This is a genomic window from Halococcus qingdaonensis, from assembly GCF_024508235.1.
Taxonomy (GTDB): Archaea; Halobacteriota; Halobacteria; order Halobacteriales; family Halococcaceae; genus Halococcus; species Halococcus qingdaonensis.
The window spans coordinates 1007844-1028961 of sequence record NZ_CP101943.1; the positions used below are offsets into that span (position 1 = coordinate 1007844).

Consider the following 21118-nt stretch of genomic DNA (forward strand, 5'->3'; position numbering starts at 1 on the left):
GATCGTCGGCAGGCACGGGACAAAACCTCACCGCCCTCGGCCCGCACGCTTTTTTCCGTCGCTGCTCGATGCTCGGTATGGCACTCACCGGCACTCTCGACGCGACCGTCGAGTCCGATCGCGTCTCGTTCACCTTCACCGTCGCGAACGACGGCGACGACCCCGTGACCCTCTCCTTTCGGGACTCGTGTAGCGCCGATTTCGCCGTTCTCGACGGCGACGAGGAGCGCTGGCGCTGGTCGCACGGCCGGATGTTCACCCAGGCGCTCCAGTCCGAATCGATCGACCCCGGCGAGTCGGTGAGCTACGAGGGCGAGTGGGAGCAGCCGGAAGCGGGTACGCACACCGCGGTGGCGACGCTCGAAGCCGACAATCAGGACTGTGAAGCGGAAATCGAGATCTCGGTGTAGCTCAGGTTAGTTCCGTGATGAGTTCGCGTGTCGCACGACGGATCGCGGCGTCGCTCGACAGTTCGGGCGACCAGCCGAGCGCCGAGAGCTTCTCGATCGAGAGGCGCATCCGTGGCACGTCGCCGGTCCAGCCGCGATCGCCGCCCGTGTAGCTGTATTCCGGATCGAGTCCCATCTCGTCGGCGACGATGTCCGCGATGCGCGTGACGGAGGTGGTCGTTCGCGTCCCGAGGTTGTAGGTGTTCATCGACTGGTCGGCGTGTTCGACGATATGTGTGATCGCCTCGATGCAGTCGTCGACGTGGAGATAGGACTTCTCTTGGCGACCATCGCCGAGGATTTCGAGTTCAGTGGGATCGTCGGCGAGCTTCTCGATGAAGTCCGGGACGACGTTGCCGCGCTGATGTGGGCCGACGATGTTCGCGAAGCGGAAGAGCCAGACGGTGAACTCGTGGGAGTGGGCGTACGTCGAGAGGATCCCCTCGTCGGCGAGCTTGCTTGCACCGTAGATGGAGATGGGTTCGAGCGGCGCGTAGTCTTCGGGGGTCGGCATCGGGGCCTCGCCGTACACAGTCGAAGAAGAAGTGAACGCAACGTTCGAGACGCCGACCTCGCGGGCGCGTTCGAGCACGTTGTAGGTCATCGCACCGTTCTCCTCGAACAATTTTCGGGGATCGGCGTAGTTGGTGTCGGTGTAGGCCGCGAAGTGGAACACGCAGTCGAGATCCTCGGTGAGAACCGATGCCACGTCGTCAGGATCGGTCATGTCGGCCTCGACGAACCTCGTGCCGTCGGGGACACGCTCGCGCGAGCCTTTCGAGAGGTCGTCGGCGACCACGACGTCGTTGTCGGCACAGAGCTGCGCGGCGAGATGCGAGCCGACGAGTCCCGCCCCGCCGGTAACGAGCACGCGCTTGCCGGAGAGTTGCATGTCTCGGATGCCGAGGCTCGAACTATGTGTCTTCCGGTTGCTATCCGGCTATCCAGCCCCATCTCGGCGTCGGCGGTCGCGGGATTTATCCCCGGTCCGCCGCGATAACGGACCAATGAACCCGGACCGCGATTCGCCCGCTTCGCCGGGCCTTTCGCACATCGACAGGCGACGAGCGTTGCTCGGTATCGGTGGGCTGACCGCGAGCACACTGGCCGGCTGTCTCGGCGGGGCGTCGAGCGGCTCCAACGGCTCCGGCGGGAGCGGCGACACGCTGCCGACGCCGGTGCAGGGCGATCCCGAGGCGAGCACGACCGTGACCGTCTTCGAGGATTTCGCCTGTCCGCACTGTCAGACGTACGTCCTGGACGTGTTGCCGACGATCGCCTCACAGTATATCGACCCGGGCAAGATCCGGTACGAACACTACGACTTCCCGGTCGTCAACGATACTTCCTGGCGCGCGGCGAGCGCTGCCCGCGCGGTGCAGAAACGCACCGGTGCGAAGCAGTTCTTCAAATACGCGACGGCGCTCTACGAGAACCAGTCGTCGCTCGGACCGGAGACCTACGCCTCGCTGGCCAAGGAGATGGATCTCGACGGGAGCGCCATCCGGAAAGCCGCCGAGAACCAGGCCCACGAGTCGACCGTCTCGGCGAACAAGCAGACCGGGAAGGATCGCGGCGTCCAGGGCACGCCGACGGTGTTCGTCGGCGAGGAAACCGTGGATCCGACGGTCGAGGCGATCAGCTCGGCCATCGAGTCGGCCTGATGCGGGGCGATCCCGAACTCACCGTTCTCAGACTCGGCCACCGGCCTGGCCGCGACGAGCGCATGAGCACACACGTCGGCCTGACCGCCCGTGCGCTCGGTGCCGACCGGGTAGTGTTCGCGGGCAAGGCGGAGGGACCGAAGGAGACCGTCACGGACATCACCGACCGCTTCGGCGGCCCGTTCGATGTCGAAGTGAGCGAATCCTACCGACCACTCATGGAGGAGTTCGACGGGCGCGTCGTTCATCTCACGATGTATGGGCTCCCGGTTCAGGAGGTCGAGGCGGAGATCCGCAGTGCACATCAGAGCGGGCCGCTGTTGGTCGTCGTCGGTGCCGAGAAGGTTCCCTTCGACGTCTACGAGGCCGCCGACCACAACGTCGCTGTCACCAACCAGCCCCACTCGGAGGTCGCCTCGCTCGCGGTCTTTCTGGATCGGCTCCACGAGGGACGCGAGCTCGATCGCGAGTGGACCGATGCCGACCGGCACGTGGTTCCCGAGGAGCACGGCAAGCGCGTCGAGGGGACCGACGAGCGGTGAACGATGGGTTTACGGCGCTGGCGAACCCCCGTACGGTAAATGGCGTTTGAGGAGCTTCTCGAAGACCCCGTCGTCCAAACCTATCTCCACGAGCTCGTCGGTCCGCGTGGGATGCCCGTCGCCGCAGCGCCGCCCGATGGCGAAGTGACGGACGAAGAGCTCGCCGAGGAGCTCGATCTGGAGCTCAACGACGTCCGGCGGGCGCTGTTCATCCTCTACGAGAACGATCTCGCCGACTACCGCCGGCTGCGCGACGAGGACTCGGGCTGGCTCACCTATCTCTGGACGCTCGAATACGGCTCGATCCCCGAGAACCTCCGCGACGAGATGCACCGACTGCTCGACGCGCTCGAAGAGCGCCGCGAGTACGAGCGCAACCACGAGTTCTTCCTCTGTGAGGTCGATTCCATCCGGTTCGAGTTCGAGGAGGCGATGGAGTTCGGCTTCGAGTGTCCCCAGTGTGGCTCCGAGCTCGACGCGCTCGACAACGATCACCTCGTCACGGCGATGGACGACCGCATCGGCGAACTCCGTGCCGAACTCAACGTGGCCTGATGGTCGTTCTCGCAACCAAGTGTTACGTCGAGGGCGACGCCCGCGAGCGCGCGCTCGACGGGCTCCGCTCGCTGGTCGACAACGCCATCGGCGAGCTCGGCGTCGAGTACGATGTCGGCGTCCGCCACGACGACTTCCCGAGCGTCACCGTCGAGGGCGAGGACGAGACCGTCGCCAGGAACGTCCTCGACGAGCGATGGGGCACGATCACGCCGGATTTCGAGCCGGGTGAAACCTACACCGGAACGCTCGAATCGTGGGACGAGTCGGGATTCGTCCTCGACGCCGGCGAAGACATCCACGTTCCGAGCGCCGAGCTCGGGCTCGGACCGGGCACGCCCGAACAGATCCGCACGCGGTTCGGGCTCATTCAGCACGTTCCCATGCAGTTCGTCTACGGCGAACCACACCGATTGGCCGACGCCGAGCGCGATCGGCTCTACGAATGGACGCGCGGTGCGGGGCGAGTGAACGCCAACAGCGCGACGCGCGGTGAGGTGCGAGCGACCGTCAACCGCGCGGGTCACGCGAACGACATCGTCACCGTCGAGCGCCTCGGTCTCCTGGAACAGAGCATCATCTGCGGCGAGGGGACCGACCCACCCGGACTGCTGTCGAGCATCGGTGGCTATCTGCCGGCCGAACTGCTCTGTGTCGTGCCATGAACCGCAAGCGAGCGCTCGCCGGCGTCCTGCTGGTCGCCCTCCTCGTTCTCGCGGGTTGCTCGTCGGTTCTCGGTCCGGACTCCGTCGACGAGCAGGCGCTCGCGGCAAACGAAAGCTACGACTGGAGCAGTAACGCGAACGCCTCGATCAATGTCACCGGCGGCGAGTACGAGGCCGTCTACAAGATCGACAACCGCACGCAGTTCCCCGTTCACAGTCGCGACGGACTCGGCCGCGAGGGGCCGCTCTCGATCTCGTCGCTCAGGTTCCAGTATCCGAACGGGACGGTCGTCGGTCCGTCGTCGCCGGCGCTGAACGCGACCAATCAGCAGGAGCGGACGCTGATTTCGCTGCCCGCGCGCAACGGCAAGCTCGCCTTCACTGCGTCGGCACAGGGCAAGCGGGTCTCGACGCAGACGTTCGTCTCGGGCACCTACGAGGTGACGATCCCCCAGGGGATGCGCGTTACCTACGAACCGCTCGCGCGGGTCTCGCCCGGCGATTACCGGACGACGCGCACCGACACCGGGCGGGTGCAGATCAGCTGGCCGGACGTCCAGAGCAACGCGGTGATCGTCCGCTACTACCTCGCGCGTGATCTCTACATCTTCGCCGCGGGGGCGGCCGTGCTCGTCGTGGTCGCGCTCGCCGGCGCGCTCTACTACCTCCGCCAGATCCGCGATCTGGAGCGCCGGCGCGAGCAGGCCGGCCCGGACGTCGACACCGGCGAGAACGACGGTCCCGATCTCTGAGAGCATCGGTTGCTCGATTCGCGACGATAACTGACCGCGGGCGAGTGCCAGAACGACTAATTGACGCCCGCGCGTAGCCGCCCCATGAGCGACAACGCAGCCGCTGGGACCGTCGAGGCACAGGGGCCCGTCGAGATCGACGACGAACTCGCCCGCCATCTCGAAAACAAGCGCGAGGAGCTACTGGAGAAGTTCGGCATCCACGACGAGTTCCCCGACGCGGTGCTCGACGAGGCCGCCGAGCGCACCGACGACATCGCCGGAGATATCGAGACCGAACTCGACGTGCGCGAGGACCTCCGGGAGCTGACGACGTGGACGACCGATCCGGTCGACGCGCGCGATTTCGACGACGCGCTGAGCATCGAGAAACGCGACGACGAGTACGTGCTCTGGGTCCACATCGCCGACGTCACCCATTACGTCGATCCCGACAGCGAGATGTGGGCCGAAGCGGTCCGGCGCGCGAACACAGTGTACCTGCCCGACTACACCATCCACATGCTGCCCGCGGCGCTCGCCGAGACGGTCTGCTCGCTCGTTCCCGACGAGGACCGACTCGCCCACACCGTCGAGATGCATCTGGACCGCGAGACGCTCACGTACGACGAAATCGACATCTACAAATCGGTGATCCGCAGCGACGAGCGCCTGACCTACACGCAGGCCGAGGAGCGCCTCGACGACCCCGACAGCGATCTCCACGAGGAGAGCAGTCTGGTGTTCGAGCTCGCCGATCGCATGCACGAACAGCGCAAGGCCGACGGCTCCTTAGTGCTGAATCCGCGCCGCGACCGCGCGCACACCATCATCGAGGAGTGCATGCTGAAGGCGAACAAAGCTGTGACGCACGAACTGATGTGGAACAGAGGTGTCGAGGCGATGTATCGAGTTCATCCTCAGCCCTCGCCCGAACAGTGGGACGAGGCGCTCCAGGAGATCCAGGAGCTCGACGGGGTGTCGATCCCCGGCGAGGCGTGGGGCGACGATCCCCGGATCGCGGTCAACGCCACCCTAGAGGACGCGCCCGAGCGCCAGCTCGGCAAGATCCAGTTCGCCGTGATGAAGGTGATGCCCCGTGCGCGCTACATGAACGACCCGTTCGGCGGCCATCACGCGCTCAACTTCGACATCTACGGCCACTTCACGAGTCCGATCCGTCGGCTCTCCGACCTGGTGAACCACTGGATCGTCCACGAGAACGACGTGCCCGAGGACCTTCTCGGACTCTGTGATCACGCTTCGGACCAACAACAGGCCGCCGAGAAATGCGAGCGCGAATACAAGCAGTTCCTGGAGGAAGTCGGCCTGGATGCGGATGCGGTGAACAACCGGGGTATCGAGGTCGTCGACGACGAATAGCGATTCGGTCGGACGGCAAGGAGGCCACCACGGCAGCCGAACGCAATAGACAACCGCCCTCAGAGGCTGTACTGCTTCCTCACGAGTTCCCCGATGCCGCGCTCGTCGAGACGGTCCATCGGCGCGAGCATCGTCAACTGGACGACGCCAGGCAGGCGACCGATCTCGACGCCACCGGTGAAGGTGCATCGACCCCGAATTTCGCCCTCGGACATGTCGAGCAGGTCGCCCGCGCGGTCGAAGGCGTTCTCGGTCGCGGCGTTGATCGTCTCGCCGCTGCCGATGACCTGGATCGGACCCATCTCCTCGGTCATCTCGACGCCGTGCTCGTCGGCGAGCGCGCGCCCGGTCTCGCGCTCGATTTCGGTGTAGGGCGCTGCGATGTGTGGCAGATCCTCCTCGTTCGGGAGCAAGAGCGGGCCATCGATGTCGAGCCCTTTGATGACCTCGACGCCGAGTTCGGTGTGCCCGCTCACGTCGGTGGTGTGCAGCGACAGTTCGCCGTCGCCCTGGTTGGCGTGGAGGTCGCCGACGTAGATCCCGCCCCCGTCGACCTTTACCGGACAAATGAGCACCGCGCCCTCACGGACAGCGTTGACGTCCATGTGGCCGTCGGTGCGCTCGGCGAGGGCCTCCTCATCGGGGAGTCCCCAGTCGTGGTCAGCTCCGATGAGGAACTGCCCGAAGTCGCCGGCGTTGTGCGAGTCCGGCAGTTCGACCGGGGGTGTGGTGCCGACGTTGCCGATGAAGGGTCGAAGATGACCGAGTGTGCCGGCCATTCCGGAGGGCTTGTAGAGAAGGATGGGATGCTGGCGAGAGTTGTCCGGGAGAGCCATCGCCTCGCGGGCGTTCTCGGCGAGCTCTTCGGCCGCCGCGTCGTCCATCGTCAGTCCCACAGATCTGTCCTCGTCGAAGGCCACGGTGTAGCCGAACTCGAAGCCAAAGGACGAGGCGTTCGCACCGCACTCGGCGCACTTGATGGCCTCCTCACCCGTGCCCTCGACGATGCTCTCGGGCCACTCGGTGCCGCATTCGGGACACCGGTGATCGACGAACGGATCGTCGCCGAAGGCCTCGTCGCGCTCTCGCATGCTACCGGTGCTCGTCGCGACGCTCGTCACTTCGATGTCCTCGATCGTGAGCGCGATCGCGTCGCCCACCTCGGCGTTCTCGACGGCGATCGGTCGTGTCACCTCGTGGCCACCCCTGAAGTCGGGCGTGATCATTGGTCCCCAGCACGCTGGCGGCGTGTGAGTGCGAACAGTGCCACCGTCGGCGACGGTGCCGGCCCACTCCTGATCGGGTCCGACCAACCCGAGCGTGTACTGGTCGACGGTGAGTTCTTCCTGAATCTCGCGTTGTGCCATGATCAATGTTACTATGACACACAGAAGTATAAGCAGCCTTGTCGAATCAGTATCAGGAATTCACAATGTGGATTGCGCCGGACGAGCCCGACTGCTTACCCGGCGATCGCCTGCGCGACGAGCGCGATGATGATGATGACCGGGATGCCGATGCCCGATGCGATGAGAACCACGAGGATCAGGATCTTGCCGACGGTGCTCGCCTCGCCCCAGATCGAGCGCCGTGCGTCGTTGATGCTCTCCGCGAGATCGGTGATTGCACCCATACCCGCCGTCGTGGCGGCATCCACCTCACCGTTTGGCCGTCCTATGCAAGCGTTCATATCTCGCTATCGAACGGACTCGGTTCATCCATCAACACCGAAACAACGGAGAAAAGAACATTCGTGAGCAAAACAACAGTCGCCGTCCACTCTGCGGCGGTTTGAACGGGTCGTCGTACCGCGAGCGAACGGCGCGGCCGTGAGCGCGAAGTGAGTGAGCGGGCGCGAGGACGACCGGAGGGAGTCCGACGCGCTTTTTCACTACGTTTTTGCCCGCGAACGAGCCGCAGGCGCGTGAACGTGGCAAAAAGTAGAGTGGACTCGTCGGGATTTGAACCCGAGGCCTTCCCCGTGCCAGGGGGATGATCTACCACTGATCTACGAGCCCGTACCCCCTGCTATCGCCCTCGATCGCATAAACCCATCGTCATCGAGTCGAAACGGTTTACTTCGGCGCGGGAAGTGTTGGGAGTGGGAACAGCACGGCCGCAAATCCGACTCGTCCACGCGGACTCAGGGATTGCGGTAGTGTCCGTAGCGTTTCGTGCGACTCCTATCCTCAACAATGGCACGAATGCATACACGACGCCGCGGCTCGTCCGATTCGGACAAGCCCGTGGCGGACGATCCACCGGAGTGGAGCGACGTCGACGCCGACGCGGTCGAGAACCGCGTCGTCGAGTTGGCCGAACAGGGCCACAGCCCGAGCGAGATCGGTCTCAAGCTCCGCGACGAGGGCGTTCAGGGCACCCCGGTGCCGAACGTCCAGCTGGCGACCGACAAGAAGGTCACCGAGATCCTCGACGAGCACGACGCGGCGTCGGAGCTGCCCGAGGACTTCCGAAACCTGCTCGAACGGGCCGTCAGACTGCGCGAGCACATGACCACGAACCCGAACGACGCCCAGAACAAGCGCGCGCTCCAGAACACGGAGGCGAAGGTCCGCCGGCTCGCCGACTACTACCGCGGCGACGAGCTCGACGCGGACTTCGAGTACACCTACCAGAACGCACAGGAACTCCTGTAGATGGCGATCGCCGGTCGCCCCGAAGATTCGCCCGCGGCCGACAGCGCCGCCGACGCGCTTCGCGAGGCCGCGTTCGTCCGACTGCTCGCGAGCGACGACGCCGACTCGCTCGCGGCGGCCGGACTGCTCGGGCGCGCGCTCGCCGAGCGGGACGTCCCGTTCCAGGCGCGCGTCACCGGGCGAGACACAGCGGCGACCGACGACGCGACGACCGTCCACATCGGTATCGAGGGCGGCGACCTCACTCTCTCCAGGAAGCCGTCGGCCAGCGAGACGGCCGTCGGGATCGCCCGCGACCTCGGTGGCGATCCCGATCCGGCTCTTGCACTTGCCGGCTCCTTTCCGACCGGGTTCGAGGAGGGGAGTACCCTCGCGGACGCCCGCGAGCACGATCTCGTCGAGCAGCGGCCGGGCGTCACGATGCCGGTCGACGATCTCGTCGACGGGCTGGCGCACACGACGCTCGTCCGTGCTCCATTCTCGGGGGACGAAGAGGCGGCCGCGGCGGCGCTCGACGGGCGGGACGACCCCCGGGAGATCGCCTCGCTGCTCGCGCTCTTGGTGGCATCCGCGGACAATGCGACGCCGCGGGCCGCCGAGTCGGTGGCGCGTGCGCTCAGACCGTACACCATCACTGGGAACGACGAGCGCATGATCGACGAGCGGCCGGCGACCGTCGGCGGCTACGCCGACGTGCTCCGCGCGTGTGCCCGCGAGCGACCGGGCGTCGGCCTCGCGCTGGCGCTCGGCCACGACGTGTGGGACGCAGCGCTCGCGGCCTGGCGCACACACGGAGAGCGGGCACACGCGGCGCTCGATGGTGCGACGACCGAACGCCATCGGGGCCTGTTCGTCGCTCGCGTCGACGACGCGCCGCTCGCAACGGTCGCCCGCCTTCTGTGTGACTTCCGCTCGCCGGAGCCGGTCGCGCTCGCCGTCTCGGAGACGCGCGCGGCGGCCGCAGCGAGCGACGAGGTGAACATCGGCGAACGGATGGACGCGGCGGCAGCGGCCGCGGGCGGTGACGGCGACGGGAGCGCCCGGCGCGGTCGCGCACGCTTCGAGGACGCCGACACGTTCGTCACGGCGTTCCGGGAGGCGTCCGCGTGAAGCGTGCACGACTCCGGACGGACTCCGCGGCCGCGGGGATCGTCGCGGCGGCGCTCGAACCGGACAACACGGCGGAGATGGAGACCACGGTCGCGGGCGACACCATCGAGACGGCGCTCGAACGCGAGCGGGTCGGTGGGTTGCGCTCGACGGTGGACGACTACGTCGTCAACCTCACGGTGGCCGAACGAATCGTACGGATCGCGAACGAACACGACGAAGCGGACGACGACAGAACGGACAACGACACAGCATGAGCGAACGTTCAGTATCACGACAGCAGCAGACCAAGCGGTGGTACACCGTCTTCGCGCCCGAGTCCTTCGACCGGGCCGAACTCGGTGAGACTCCCGCCGACGAACCGAACGCGGTGCTCGACCGCACCATCGAAACGACCCTCGGCGAGCTGACCGACGACGCCGGTGCGAACAACGTCAAGCTCACCTTCCGCATCACCGACGTCGGCAGCGATGCCGCCTACACCGAGTTCGAGAAACACGAGCTCACGCGCGATTACCTCGGCAGTCTGGTGCGCCGCGGTGCCTCGAAGGTCGAGGCCTACCTCACCGTGCGCACGAGCGACGACTATCGCGTGCGCATCCAACCTGTGGCCTTCACCACCAAGAAGGCCGACGACAGCCAGGAGAAGGCGATCCGCAAGGAGATGACCGAGCTCGTCGAGGAGGCCGCGAGCGAGCGTACCTTCGAGGAGCTCACCGACAGCGTCACGCAGGGGCGACTGTCGAGCGCCATCTACGGCGAGGCGCGGACGATCTACCCGCTGCGCCGCGTCGAGATCGGCAAGCTCGCGCTCGATGCCCACCCCGACGAGGTCGCCGAAGAGGAAGCGACCGCCGTCGACGTCGACGAGAGCGACGTCGAGGTCTGAGCTACTCGACGACGGTAAATTTTCCGACCATTCCCGTCGGTTCGTGTGGGATGCAGAAGTAGTTGTACGTCCCGGCCACCTCGAAGGTGTGTTTGTACGTTTCACCGCTCGCGATACCGCCGCCACCGCCCGTGTTCCACGCTTCGCGGGCAGCCCCCTCGCCATCGAACCCGCCGGAAGCGAAGAACGTCGCCGCGTCGGGGATGCGTGACTGGTAGGCAGTCACGGTGTGAGTCCGCGAGCCCGTGTTGTACCAGACGACCGGCTCGCCGACGCGTGGCTCGAAGTCGTCTTCGGGGAGGAAGTCGCTCGAACTCATCCCGATGTCGTAGTCGGGCTGCTCGCGTGAGGAGCCGATACAGCCGGTGAGACCGACGGCAACGCCCACGGACGCGGTGAGAAACGCGCGGCGGTTCATGGGTTCGACTTCGAGCGCCGGGGGTATAGGCTCCGCGATACCGGCCCGTCCGAAGCCGCGAGCAGAAACGCCTAAACCGCCCGTCGGCGATGGCGCTGACATGGCTACTCGGCCGCGGTTCGTCGCCGCCCTCAGCCTCGCCGACGGCGTCACGGCGGCGAACGCTGCCCTCGGTTTTCTCGCGGCCGCGCTGGCACCGTTCTCGCCCCCGCTGGCCGCTCGACTCGTCCTCCTGGCGGCGGTCGCCGACGGGCTCGACGGCGTACTCGCGACGCACGTCGGCAGCACACCCGTCGGCGAGTTTCTAGATTCGCTGGCCGACGTGGCCTCGTTCTGTGTCGCACCCGCGCTGCTGGTCTTCTCGACGATACGCCTCGAACGGGGAGCGATGCTGCCGGAGGGGTCGGGATGGCTGGCACTTGCCGTCGCGGCGCTGTTCGTCGTCAGCGGTGTCGTCAGGCTCGGGCTCTACACGGCCTACGACGTCGAGCGCGGGCGGACCGAGGGCGTCCAGACGACGCTCGCGGCGACGGTGTTGGCGGCGGGCTTGCTCGCCAGGATCGCGACGCCGGTGGTCCTCGTCGGCACGACGGCGATCTTCGCCGGGCTGATGGTCGCACCGATCGGCTATCCCGATCTCCACGTGCGCGACGCGCTCGTTATGGGCGTCGTGCAGGCGGGCGCGATCGTTGCGCCGACCGTTCTCTCTCGGGTCTTTCCGCGCCTCCTCCTCGTCTGCGCGCTCGCGTATCTCGTGCTCGGGCCGCGATTCTACCCGATTGGCGGCGAAGGGAAACGCACTTAGGCGATTCGGGCGAACGCCGCAGCATGAGCGACGGGGACGAGCCTGCGGACGACGGCGAGCAGCCGGCCGGCGAAGACGGCGAACTCGAGGCGCGGACGCCCGAGGCGCTCGACGAGCGCCTCGACGAGATCGAAGCTGAACTCGACGAGGCCGAGACCGAAGCCGACCTCGATAGCGTCGAAAACGATCTCGACGAGGTCGAAGAAGAGATCGAAGCGGCGGATCTCCCCGAACCCGACGAGGACGAGGAGGACGCCGACGACCCACGCGAGGAGCTCGAATCCCGCGTGACTGAGCTACGCGACGCGCTCAAAGAGCAGCGCGGGCCCTACGCCGAGGACGCGGTCGAGGAGATCGAGAGCGCGAAATCGACGCTCACCGAGACGCGCTGGACCGAACAGGGCGCGGACGAGATCGCCGACGCGGTGCACTCCTTCCTCGATGCCGTCGGCGAGACGCTCGACGAGGAGTTCACGGCCGCGAACGACGAACCCGAACAGCTTGCGGCGGCGCTCGACGACGTGATCGGGACGATCGAGAGCCGGGAGCTCGACCCCGACGACGATGCCGAAACCGTCGCCGAACTGATCGAGGCTGCCGACGAGCTCACGACAGGGCTCGACGACGCCGAGGAGTGGGACGACCTCTCGGTGCGGGAGAAGCTCACCGTCGAGGGGTTCTACGACGTGCTCACACCGGAAACCAGGAAGGACTTCCCGCCGGAGTGGAACGCCATCAAGATCTACGAGGAGCAGGACGATCCCGATCCCATCCTGCGCGGGCTCGACATGTTCGGTTCGGAGTTCATGGAAGAGCACTGTATCGAGTCGCTGAAGCGCATGGGCGCGCCCGAGGCCTACGATGTGATGGAAGAGCGCGCTCAGAAGCGCAACAAGCCGCCGATCGAGGTGCTCGGGAAGATCGGCGACGATCGCGCGCTCGACACCCTCCACGAGTACATCGAAGGCGAGAGCGATCCAGCACTCCAAAAGGTCACGATCAAGGCCATCGGTGAGATCGGTTCGACGGAATCGACACAGGCAGTCGCCGACCGTCTCGTGGCCGACAACGAGACCGTCCGCTCGAACGCGGCGCGCGCGCTCGGCCTCATCGGCGACACGCGCGCCATCGCGCCGCTCGCGGACGTGCTCTCCGACGATGACTCGAACTCAGTGCGCGCGAGCGCGGCATGGGCGCTCAACCAGATCGGCACCGAGAACGCGCTTGACGCCGCCCGCGAGCACGCCGACGATCGCTCGTTCCTCGTCCAGAGCGAGGCCGAGAAGGCCGATCACGCATTGGCCGACGAGAACGGTGACGCCGCCGAGACGACCGCCTGAAACGCGTTCCATCGAGACGAACGTTTATATACTCGAACGTAACCATCGTGTCGTGTGTCCGTTCGTGCCGTCGTGCTCGCACTGGTTCTCGTCGTCGCCTCGTTGAGCGGATCGGTGCTGGCGGCCGACGACGAACCCGTCGCGGAACCCGACGGCCCACATATCGAGACGGTCTATCCGAACCCGCTCGCCGATGGCGATGCGGGCGAGTACGTCATTGTCGACGTTCCCGATCGGTCGAACCTCTCGGGCTGGACGATCGGCGATGACGAGACGACGATCGCGCTGCCGAACGAGACCGTCGAGGGGCGCGTTGCGGTGACGAACGATCCGAACGCGACGAACCTCTCTGCGACGACGGTGGTAGCGAACGATTCGTTGAGTCTCGCCAACGGCGGCGAGGAACTCGTTCTCGCCGACGGTGGGCACGTCGTCGACGAAACGACCTACGAAGACGCACCCGACGCCGAGGTGTGGAACCGGACCGGTGACGGCTGGACGTGGGAACATCGCGGCGCGACGGAGTTCAAGGCGGTGCGATCCGATGCCTCGACGGCACGGGCGTTCGTCCTGCCCGACGCACCCGCGGTCCCGATCGACGTTCTCGATTCGGCGGAAGAACGCATCCTGCTCGCGGGCTACACCTTCGGCTCCGAGCGCGCCGCGCGTGCGCTCGAACGGGCCGCAGAGCGCGGCGTCGAAGTCCGGCTACTTGTCGACGACGCACCCGTGGGCGGTATCAGCGAGCGACAGGGCAGAATACTCGACGAGCTCACGCGGGCGGGCATCCCGGTCGACGTCATCGGTGGCGACTGGGCACGATACGACTATCACCACCCGAAATACGCCGTCGTCGACGATCGCGCGCTCGTCATGACTGAGAACTGGAAACCGTCGGGGATCGGCGGGAAGTCGAGCCGTGGCTGGGGCGCAGTCGTCGAGGGTGACGTCGCCGAGCGACTCGCCGCGGTGTTCCACGCGGACGCGGACTGGCGCGACACCGCCCCGTGGAGCACGTTCCGTGCGAACCGCACGTTCGAGGACGACGAGGTAGCCAACGAGAGCTACCCGACGACCTTCGAGCCGGCGAACGTGAGCATCGAGAGCGCCCAACTGCTCGCCGCGCCCGACAACGCCGAACGCGCGCTCGTCGAGCGACTCGACCACGCCGACGAGTCGATCGACGTCGTGCAGGCTTCGATCGGCAGTCGACAACAGCCGTTCCTTCGGGCGGCGATCCGCGCGGCCGAACGTGGCGTCAGGGTGCGGATCCTGCTCGGCGGCGCGTGGTACTCCGAGGAGGACAACAGCGCCCTCGCCGAGTGGTTGAACGAGAAAGCCGCCACGGAGAATCTCTCGCTCGAAGCGAAGGTCGCCAAATCGGGATCGCGCTTCGAGAAGATCCACGCCAAGGGCGTGATCGTCGACGGCGAGGAGGTCGTGGTCGGCAGCATGAACTGGAACAACAACTCGGCCCGGGAGAACCGTGAGATCGCCCTCGTACTCGACGGCGAGGCGGCCGGTGATTACTACGGGAAAGTGTTCGAAGCCGACTGGAACGGCGGCGAGGAACGCAGCCTCGATACCGGGACCGAGACGCCGCTTCCCGTGGGTGTGATCGCGGCGGTGGTCGGCGTCGCGATGCTCGCTGTCGTCGTCGCTCGCCGCATCGAGTTCGAGTAGACCAGTACTTCGTCAGGTCGGCCTGCCGTTCAGTCCAGCTCCGCTATCGCGTCGTCGATGTCGAACGCCTCGGTGTGTTCGGAGCCTTCCTCACCCCGATCGACCCCCTCCTGATCCTCGTCGATCTCGACTTCCGGGCCCTCCTCTTCGGTGAACTCGGTATGAACGCCCCAGGGCATCAGGACCACCCGTTCAGAACGCGTTCGATCGCTCGATTCGTCTCGATAGTGGGTCGTTCGGTACTCATGATGGAATTCGAAATAGGCGTCACACGTGTTTAGGTCCGTCGGCCGGTGGGGGTCTGCTCGGGTTTCGTCGAGTCTCTCAATCCTCGAAGCCGGCGACGGAGGCGCTGCCGAGCTCTTCGTCGATCTCCGCCGCGCCCATCTTCGTTTCGAGCGCGTCCAGGACGGCCTCGCGCATTCCCTTGACGAACTTTATCGAGCCGACGACGAGGTGGCCGCCACCGCTGACGCCGCCGTCGGTTTCGTCTTCGAGCTCCTCGACCATATGCGGGATGTCGAGGCGCACGCCGTCCGAACGGAGCACGGCGAAATCGGGGCCGTAGCCGACCGTGACGACGGGGCCATCGCTGTCGGCCACCTTGCGGTCGTGGATCGCGCCCGTGGTCTTGCCGGGGGCCGGATACGTGAACCGGTGGGCGTGGCGTTCGACGTCGATCCGGTAGAGGTCGGCACCGTTGTCCAGGGTCGCGCTCTCGACGTGTGGCATGGCGGCGTCGAGCTGTTCGTCGGTGTCGCGTGCGGCCCGCTCGGCGAAGAACTCGACGAGGTCGTCGTGTCGGGAGTCGTCGGCGGCATCGACGCCGAGTACGTCCGTGAGAAGTGATTCGCCCGCGCTGTAGCGCAGCCAGTGGGCCGCGTAATCGAGCGCGTCGCCGATCGCTTGGAGATCGTCCTCGTCGTAGCCAGCCTCGCGCGCGAGAGCGAGATAGTCGGCCATCGCGTCGGCCTCCGAGCGATCGGTGAGACCGGCGACCGCCGGCACGTGCGTGAGTTCGTCGGTGATCTCGGGGTGGATCATGCGCGCGAGCTCGACACAGAGCATCCCGGTCGTCACTCGATAGTCCTCACCGTGGAGGTAGGGGTTGACGTGTTCGGCGAGCAGCCCGTCGACCGCGTCGGGATCGGGGTGGTGGTGGTCGACGGCGACGATGGGGATGTCGTACTGGGCGAGCGCCTCGTAGGCCGGGACGTCCTCCTCGGTCGACCCGTTGTCGAGCATCACGAGCAGCGGGAGCTGCTGGCCGTGGCGCTCGCGATCACCGAGCGCGAAGTTCAAATCGCGGGTGACGTCCTCCATCTCGTAGTAGGGAGCCTTGCTCGGCAATCGTTTGAGCAGATGGCGCGCTGCCGAAGGGTCGCCGTGGACCTCCTCGATGAACCGTTCGAGCGCGAGCGCTACGGGGATCGAGGCACACATCCCGTCGCCGTCGGCGTGATGGCGGATGCGGATCGGCCGGTTCTCCAGCACGGCACGGCGCAGTCGCGTCGCCACGGCTTCGAGATCGTCCTGCATCGGTTCGAGCGCCGACCAGTCGACGAGCGGTTCGACGTCGTGGGGCGTCGCCTGCTCTTCGAGCGCGCTGTCGAGACGCTCGCGGATCTCGTCGCTCTCGTCGACGGCGTCGAGCGATTCGACCTCTAGCTGGAGTGCGCCCTCGCGGCGCTCGACCCGACCGGTGACTCTGACGATATCGCCGAGTTCGAATCCGGGGTAGGCACGGACGCCGGCCGCCTCGAAGGCCGCACACGGCACGATCCCGACGCCGTCGCGCAGCGTGAACACGGTCGGTCCGCCGGTCTGTTTGATCTGGACGAGTTCGCCCTCGACGGTGATCGACTCGCCGACCCGTTCGGCGAGGTCGTCGGTCGCCGTAATGTCGGGCTCGTGGCCGACCTGGACCGTCTCGCGATCCGCGGCATCGATCGATTCGAATCCGAGATCGCCGTTTTCCCTGACGTCGACGAGGCGCACGGTGAGCTCGTCGCCGACGTCGTAGCTCCCGTCGAGGTTCGATTCGTGGACGAGACCGGAGACCGATGCAGAGAGATCGACGAAGACACCGTATTCGACGACGCCGTTGACCGTCGCCCGGTAGCACGCACCCTCCTCGACGTCCTCGATCGTACAGTCGGCAGCGAGATCGTACACGGGGTCGTCCCCGGTCGCCTCAGAGCGCGATGGCGTAGACATTCTTGACAGTCGTTCGCCGCGACCGACTTTAACGCTTGGCAAACACAGTGGTCGGCGCTCCGGAACGCTTAGATGGACGCCGAGCGACGTGTCCCCATATGGGGCTGTTCCGGTCACGTGAGCTACTCGGCATCGCTGCCGACACCCTCGAGTTCGCTCGCTCGGCGGCCGCCGAGACCCATCCGGACGAGTATATGGGTCTTCTGCGAAGCCAACCGGCTGACGAACTTGACCCCGAACCCGAACTCGACGACGCCGGCAGCGTGATCACCGACGTGCTCGTCATCCCCGCGACGGAGTCGAACCCGGTCAGCGCTACGGTGAAGACGAGCCTCGTCCCCAACGACATGCGCGCCGCCGGATCGATCCACTCCCATCCCAACGGCGTGCTCCGACCGAGCGCCGAGGACCGCGCCACGTTCGGCAAGGGTGACGCACACATCATTCTCGGCGCACCCTACGGGTCCGACGACTGGCGCGCGTTCGACCGCGAGGGCGACGAACGCGATCTCGCCGTGCTCGACGTTTCGCTGCCCGATCCCGAGGAGTTCTTCGATTTCACACAGGCCGACATCGACGAGGAGCTCCGATGAGCGACGACGCCACGACGGTCATCGCACAGGGTACCTTCGACATTCTCCATCCGGGCCACCTCCACTATCTCCGCGAGGCGGCAGCGATGGGCGACGTCCTGCACGTGATCATTGCCCGCCGTGAAAACGTCACCCACAAGCAACAACCCGTGCTCGCCGATCGCCAGCGCCGGAACATGATCGCTGCACTCGATCCCGTCGACAGCGCACTGCTCGGCGACAGGGAAGACATCTTCGTCCCGATCGAACGCATCGATCCCGACGTCATCGTACTCGGCCACGACCAACACCACGACGAAGCGGGCATCGAACACGCGCTGACCGAACGCGACATCGACTGCACGGTCGCGCGTGCCTCCGGCCGCGAGCCCGAATTCGACGACGAGCTGCTCTCGACCGGACGGATCATCGAGCGCATCTGCGAACAGCGCTGCTGACCGTCCGACACCCGTCTGACTGAGGCTTTTATTGTCGCAGACAGCTACTGAGAGTATGTCAACCACCCATGCGGCGAACGCGCGTGCGGTCGTCGAGTCGCTCTCCTATCGGGACGCTCCGCTCGATCGGACGCCGGCGCGCGACGACGCCGTCCTCGCCGCCTACAAGTATCTCATCACCCACCGATCGCTCTCGCGGCTCGGCCTCGTGGCGAACGTCCATCCGCGCCGGGACGCCGGACTCGACTCACGGGAGTGGTACGAACTGCTGGTCTCGCCGTTGCTCCGCGAACTCCCCGGTGTGTCGCCGCCCGGACCGGGCACGGCGACGTGGCGGTACGTGCCTGAATGAGTAGCGGCGACGAGGCGATCGCTATGATACGTAGTGGAAACGACCAGACGCTTTTCTCCACCACTACTTCTGGGTATGAGCACCGATCAGCGTCGAACCCCACTCACCGACGAAGACGAATTTTGCTCAAGGACAGGAGTATCGGTACATGCGGGATCACTCGGGAGCGGAAGACAGTACGCAATAGCGGGCACGGCTAGGGCTGGTGTATCGCGCTGAACACGAAGATGTGGAACGGTTTTTTATTGATCGTGTGCCGCCTATTGACTTTACCCTATCTGAAGATCAACCATCATCGTCATCTCCGACAGTAGCATCAATGAAAACTGGACGCTCGGTGCCGTCTTCAAGTATGAAGTTCACAATTACATCAGCATTTTTGCATGAAGAAGCGAGGCTCTCAAATTTAATATCTTGGTCATCCTCGTCATCCACGTCATCAAACATATCAATATAGACGGTAGAGGTATTAACCGTCGTGGGGCCACTGTTGAATCGATATTCATTTGATTCACTGAAGATTATTGGGGTAGTTTGAGAGTTAGTCGAATAGCTCAGAATTTCACTACCGCCATCTTTAATTACAAACTCGTGAGGTGATCGAGATTTTTTCACATCGTTGAGATCGTTCGCAGTTATCACCGAGAATTTTTCTATGCTGACGGATGAACTGGGCGTGATTTCGAAGTTGAGTTGTTCAGGTTCTGAACTATACAAACCAGGGGCATCCGTCTTTAGCTAACTCCAGCAGTTGGTTGAGCGGCGGTAGCGAACCGTTCCTGTAGGATTGGGCGCTCTTGATGAATTTTCTGTGCGTCAGCGATCATCCGCTCTAACAGCGGCGGTGGCGAGTAGCCGAGATAGTCGCTGAGTCGCTTGAGAATTCGCTGGGCGTGCGACCGGAAGGTCGCCGCCCAGCGTTCCGGTGGAAACACCGCGTCATCGTCTGCGTGCTCGATCACCAACTCCAGCAACTCGCGGCTCACCAACAGCGTCAGCACCGCCGCATACAGCAGAATCTCCACTACTGCAGGGTTGCTCGTGTCGAACTCATCGAGTTCGTACAGCGTCTTCAGCTCGCGGAACAGCAACTCCACCGCCCACCTGCAGCGGTACATCGTCGCTATATCCGCCGGTAGGAACCACTTTCTCGGGAGATTCGTGATGTAGAAGTGGTAGTCGTCGGCGTCCTCGTTGCGGACGCCGACGATGCGGAACCGCTTCGTATCCCATGATCGCGTGCCCGCGTACAGTCCGCGTCTGAACTCCACCTCAACCTCGACATCAACGTATTTGCGGTGGAGATCCTCCGCAACCTCGAAGACCTGCTCTCCTTCCAGCGGAATGGCGCGTCCGCGCCATTCCCGCAGTTCTGCGACGATCTCCGGCTTGGTATTGCGCTTGAGACGGCTCACGAAGAAGCCGCCGTTCTCGTCGATCAGAGCGAAGCGGCGGAACTTGAAATACGCTAAATCGAGCAGTAGCAACCGTCCTTCTAGCCACGATCCTGTGTTGAACTCGGTGCTGTCGTGAGGACGTTCGCCGGTGATCGAGAGCTTCTCGATGGTTCGATCGGTGACGTTGTGGAGCAGGTGGAGCTTCGCTCCAGCCTGCTCCTCCCGGCGGCCTTGGTACTGCTCCTTCAGGAACCGATGTAACCGCAGAACGGTTGCATCGGCGACTATCACGTCCCTGAATTGGTCGAACTCGTCGCTGACGGTATGAGGGATAGCGACCTCGTCGAGCGCGAACTCGACGAGGTCGCGGAGATACGTGGCGAACAGTGGCGTCAATCGTTGATAGAAACCGCCGGGTGAGAGCGTCTTGTCGGCAGTATCGTTGTAGGCGCGACGAAACGCAGCGAGTGTTCGGCTTTCGCCTGCGGCGAAGCCGAACACGAGCGCCCGGACCATCGCTGGAACCTGGAACTTGCCATCGCGTTCGACCACGCCGACTGCCTCGGCGTGGTCTTCGAGAGCTGTCGATGGAAAGAGCGTAGTGAGCCGCCGTTCAATTCGGTCCGAGGAGGGTTCGTCGCTCACACCGAACTCCTCCTCATTCCATTCAGGAACCGACTTCGCTTCCAGCCGCAGTCATGCGGTTTATCGCTTAGCTAAAGACGAATGAAACCAGGGGATTCGAGTTCCGCTCCCAGGTTACAGCGAGAAGGGCCTGACGCAGGTGGATAGTTCAGTCCGAACGTCACGGAGCTGTTGTCGCCGCTCGCGTTGGCGAGCTCGGCAGTGATACCCACCGTACTCCCGCTGTCAGCAGCGGCCGGATCGTAGGCGAACGTCACGTTGCCATCGCCGTCTGAAGTTGCGGTGTTCGTCGATAGATTTCCAGAGCCATTCACCTTGCTGATGTCGACATCCACACCGGGATAATTCCCTCCAAAGATATCCGTTGTGCGGACAGTAAGCTGTGTCTTACTGTTGAGAGGCTCCACTTCGGGATGCAGCGGCGTGACGTTCGTAATGCGGGGTTCCAGTCCGAGATCGTCTTCCTCATCCGAGTTGTACTCACCAGCAGCGACCTTGTTCGCCATAATTGAGGTGCCGTTTTTCAGTTCGATAGAGATCTGGTTGACACTGCTCTATTGAAAACGACACACGGCGTCGGGATTGT

The 21118-nt window shown here is 64.8% G+C and carries 26 protein-coding genes and 1 tRNA gene; 17 read left to right on the forward strand and 10 right to left on the reverse strand.

Annotated features, from left to right (window positions below; genetic code table 11):
- Positions 1-77 precede the first annotated feature (77 nt).
- Entirely contained in the window at positions 78-410 is a 333-nt protein-coding gene (locus tag NO363_RS05360; protein WP_256687417.1) for a BsuPI-related putative proteinase inhibitor, read from the forward strand.
- A gap of 1 nt (position 411) precedes the next feature.
- Here NO363_RS05360 and NO363_RS05365 read toward each other — a convergent pair whose 3' ends face one another.
- The gene (locus tag NO363_RS05365; RefSeq protein WP_256687419.1) at positions 412-1341 is read right to left on the reverse strand and encodes an NAD-dependent epimerase/dehydratase family protein; all 930 of its coding nucleotides are present in this window, start codon (positions 1339-1341) and stop codon (positions 412-414) included.
- A gap of 115 nt (positions 1342-1456) precedes the next feature.
- On the opposite strand from NO363_RS05365, the gene NO363_RS05370 reads away from it, so the two are divergent.
- From NO363_RS05370 to NO363_RS05395, 6 genes are all read left to right on the forward strand, one after another.
- A complete protein-coding gene (locus NO363_RS05370) occupies positions 1457-2113 on the forward strand; it encodes a DsbA family protein (RefSeq protein ID WP_256687421.1) in 657 nt (218 codons plus the stop codon).
- Complete coding sequence (locus tag NO363_RS05375; protein ID WP_256687423.1) at positions 2113-2655, forward strand: tRNA (cytidine(56)-2'-O)-methyltransferase; 543 nt, start codon at positions 2113-2115, stop codon at positions 2653-2655. The genes NO363_RS05370 and NO363_RS05375 overlap by 1 nt, the downstream gene beginning before the upstream one ends.
- Positions 2656-2694: 39 nt before the next feature.
- A complete protein-coding gene (locus tag NO363_RS05380) occupies positions 2695-3210 on the forward strand; it encodes a transcription factor (RefSeq protein ID WP_256687424.1) in 516 nt (171 codons plus the stop codon).
- Positions 3210-3875, forward strand: coding sequence for a DUF2110 family protein (locus NO363_RS05385; RefSeq protein ID WP_256687425.1), 666 nt, complete (start codon positions 3210-3212; stop codon positions 3873-3875). The genes NO363_RS05380 and NO363_RS05385 overlap by 1 nt, the downstream gene beginning before the upstream one ends.
- On the forward strand, positions 3872-4627 hold the full coding sequence (locus NO363_RS05390; RefSeq protein ID WP_256687427.1) for a DUF5803 family protein: 756 nt from the start codon (positions 3872-3874) through the stop codon (positions 4625-4627). The genes NO363_RS05385 and NO363_RS05390 overlap by 4 nt, the downstream gene beginning before the upstream one ends.
- 84 nt (positions 4628-4711) lie before the next feature.
- Positions 4712-5989: an RNB domain-containing ribonuclease gene (locus tag NO363_RS05395; RefSeq protein ID WP_256687429.1), complete on the forward strand. Its 1278-nt coding sequence runs from the start codon at positions 4712-4714 to the stop codon at positions 5987-5989.
- A 59-nt stretch (positions 5990-6048) separates the two neighbouring features.
- Here NO363_RS05395 and NO363_RS05400 read toward each other — a convergent pair whose 3' ends face one another.
- The 3 genes from NO363_RS05400 to NO363_RS05410 form a co-directional block, all read right to left on the reverse strand.
- Positions 6049-7356 carry an acetamidase/formamidase family protein gene (locus NO363_RS05400; protein ID WP_256687430.1) on the reverse strand — a complete coding sequence of 436 codons (1308 nt, stop codon included), beginning with the start codon at positions 7354-7356 and terminating at the stop codon, positions 6049-6051.
- A gap of 95 nt (positions 7357-7451) precedes the next feature.
- Complete coding sequence (locus NO363_RS05405) at positions 7452-7622, reverse strand: hypothetical protein (protein ID WP_256687432.1); 171 nt, start codon at positions 7620-7622, stop codon at positions 7452-7454.
- Between the two features lie 313 nt (positions 7623-7935).
- A tRNA-Ala gene (locus NO363_RS05410) sits at positions 7936-8007 on the reverse strand.
- Positions 8008-8184: 177 nt separating this feature from the next.
- On the opposite strand from NO363_RS05410, the gene NO363_RS05415 reads away from it, so the two are divergent.
- Genes NO363_RS05415 through NO363_RS05430 form a run of 4 tightly spaced genes read left to right on the forward strand, consistent with a single transcriptional unit; the run spans position 8185 to position 10645 of the window.
- Positions 8185-8646, forward strand: coding sequence for a 30S ribosomal protein S15 (locus NO363_RS05415; RefSeq protein ID WP_256687433.1), 462 nt, complete (start codon positions 8185-8187; stop codon positions 8644-8646).
- Positions 8647-9756: an exonuclease RecJ gene (locus NO363_RS05420; protein ID WP_256687435.1), complete on the forward strand. Its 1110-nt coding sequence runs from the start codon at positions 8647-8649 to the stop codon at positions 9754-9756.
- Positions 9753-10013, forward strand: a complete 261-nt coding sequence (locus tag NO363_RS05425; protein WP_007740966.1) for a KEOPS complex subunit Pcc1 — start codon at positions 9753-9755, stop codon at positions 10011-10013. Before NO363_RS05420 ends, NO363_RS05425 begins: the two co-directional genes overlap by 4 nt.
- The gene (locus NO363_RS05430; protein WP_007740965.1) at positions 10010-10645 is read left to right on the forward strand and encodes a 30S ribosomal protein S3ae; all 636 of its coding nucleotides are present in this window, start codon (positions 10010-10012) and stop codon (positions 10643-10645) included. Before NO363_RS05425 ends, NO363_RS05430 begins: the two co-directional genes overlap by 4 nt.
- A gap of 1 nt (position 10646) precedes the next feature.
- On the opposite strand, the gene NO363_RS05435 is transcribed toward NO363_RS05430, so the two are convergent.
- Positions 10647-11063 carry a cupredoxin domain-containing protein gene (locus NO363_RS05435; RefSeq protein WP_256687440.1) on the reverse strand — a complete coding sequence of 139 codons (417 nt, stop codon included), beginning with the start codon at positions 11061-11063 and terminating at the stop codon, positions 10647-10649.
- A gap of 100 nt (positions 11064-11163) precedes the next feature.
- On the opposite strand from NO363_RS05435, the gene NO363_RS05440 reads away from it, so the two are divergent.
- The 3 genes from NO363_RS05440 to NO363_RS05450 are packed head-to-tail and all read left to right on the forward strand — an operon-like array spanning position 11164 to position 14891.
- On the forward strand, positions 11164-11868 hold the full coding sequence (locus NO363_RS05440) for a protein sorting system archaetidylserine synthase (RefSeq protein ID WP_256687441.1): 705 nt from the start codon (positions 11164-11166) through the stop codon (positions 11866-11868).
- A gap of 23 nt (positions 11869-11891) precedes the next feature.
- Entirely contained in the window at positions 11892-13208 is a 1317-nt protein-coding gene (locus tag NO363_RS05445; protein ID WP_256687442.1) for a HEAT repeat domain-containing protein, read from the forward strand.
- Positions 13209-13262: 54 nt separating this feature from the next.
- A complete protein-coding gene (locus tag NO363_RS05450) occupies positions 13263-14891 on the forward strand; it encodes a phospholipase D-like domain-containing protein (protein WP_256687444.1) in 1629 nt (542 codons plus the stop codon).
- Between the two features lie 29 nt (positions 14892-14920).
- On the opposite strand, the gene NO363_RS05455 is transcribed toward NO363_RS05450, so the two are convergent.
- Both NO363_RS05455 and han read right to left on the reverse strand, forming a co-directional pair.
- Positions 14921-15070 carry a hypothetical protein gene (locus tag NO363_RS05455; RefSeq protein ID WP_161605862.1) on the reverse strand — a complete coding sequence of 50 codons (150 nt, stop codon included), beginning with the start codon at positions 15068-15070 and terminating at the stop codon, positions 14921-14923.
- A gap of 145 nt (positions 15071-15215) precedes the next feature.
- Entirely contained in the window at positions 15216-17117 is a 1902-nt protein-coding gene (han, locus tag NO363_RS05460) for a Hef-associated nuclease (RefSeq protein WP_370525591.1), read from the reverse strand.
- 89 nt (positions 17118-17206) lie between these two features.
- On the opposite strand from han, the gene NO363_RS05465 reads away from it, so the two are divergent.
- From NO363_RS05465 to NO363_RS05475, 3 genes are read left to right on the forward strand one after another with little or no spacing between them, the layout of a single operon-like run.
- Positions 17207-17701, forward strand: a complete 495-nt coding sequence (locus NO363_RS05465) for a JAB/MPN domain protein-containing protein (protein WP_256687450.1) — start codon at positions 17207-17209, stop codon at positions 17699-17701.
- On the forward strand, positions 17698-18138 hold the full coding sequence (locus tag NO363_RS05470) for an FAD synthase family protein (RefSeq protein ID WP_256687451.1): 441 nt from the start codon (positions 17698-17700) through the stop codon (positions 18136-18138). The genes NO363_RS05465 and NO363_RS05470 overlap by 4 nt, the downstream gene beginning before the upstream one ends.
- Before the next feature lie 55 nt (positions 18139-18193).
- Entirely contained in the window at positions 18194-18490 is a 297-nt protein-coding gene (locus NO363_RS05475) for a hypothetical protein (protein ID WP_256687452.1), read from the forward strand.
- A gap of 285 nt (positions 18491-18775) precedes the next feature.
- Here NO363_RS05475 and NO363_RS05480 read toward each other — a convergent pair whose 3' ends face one another.
- From NO363_RS05480 to NO363_RS05490, 3 genes are all read right to left on the reverse strand, one after another.
- Complete coding sequence (locus NO363_RS05480; protein WP_256687453.1) at positions 18776-19207, reverse strand: hypothetical protein; 432 nt, start codon at positions 19205-19207, stop codon at positions 18776-18778.
- A 17-nt stretch (positions 19208-19224) separates the two neighbouring features.
- Entirely contained in the window at positions 19225-20532 is a 1308-nt protein-coding gene (locus NO363_RS05485) for an IS4 family transposase (protein WP_256687454.1), read from the reverse strand.
- A gap of 71 nt (positions 20533-20603) precedes the next feature.
- On the reverse strand, positions 20604-21038 hold the full coding sequence (locus NO363_RS05490; protein WP_256687455.1) for a hypothetical protein: 435 nt from the start codon (positions 21036-21038) through the stop codon (positions 20604-20606).
- Between the last annotated feature and the right edge of the window lie 80 nt (positions 21039-21118).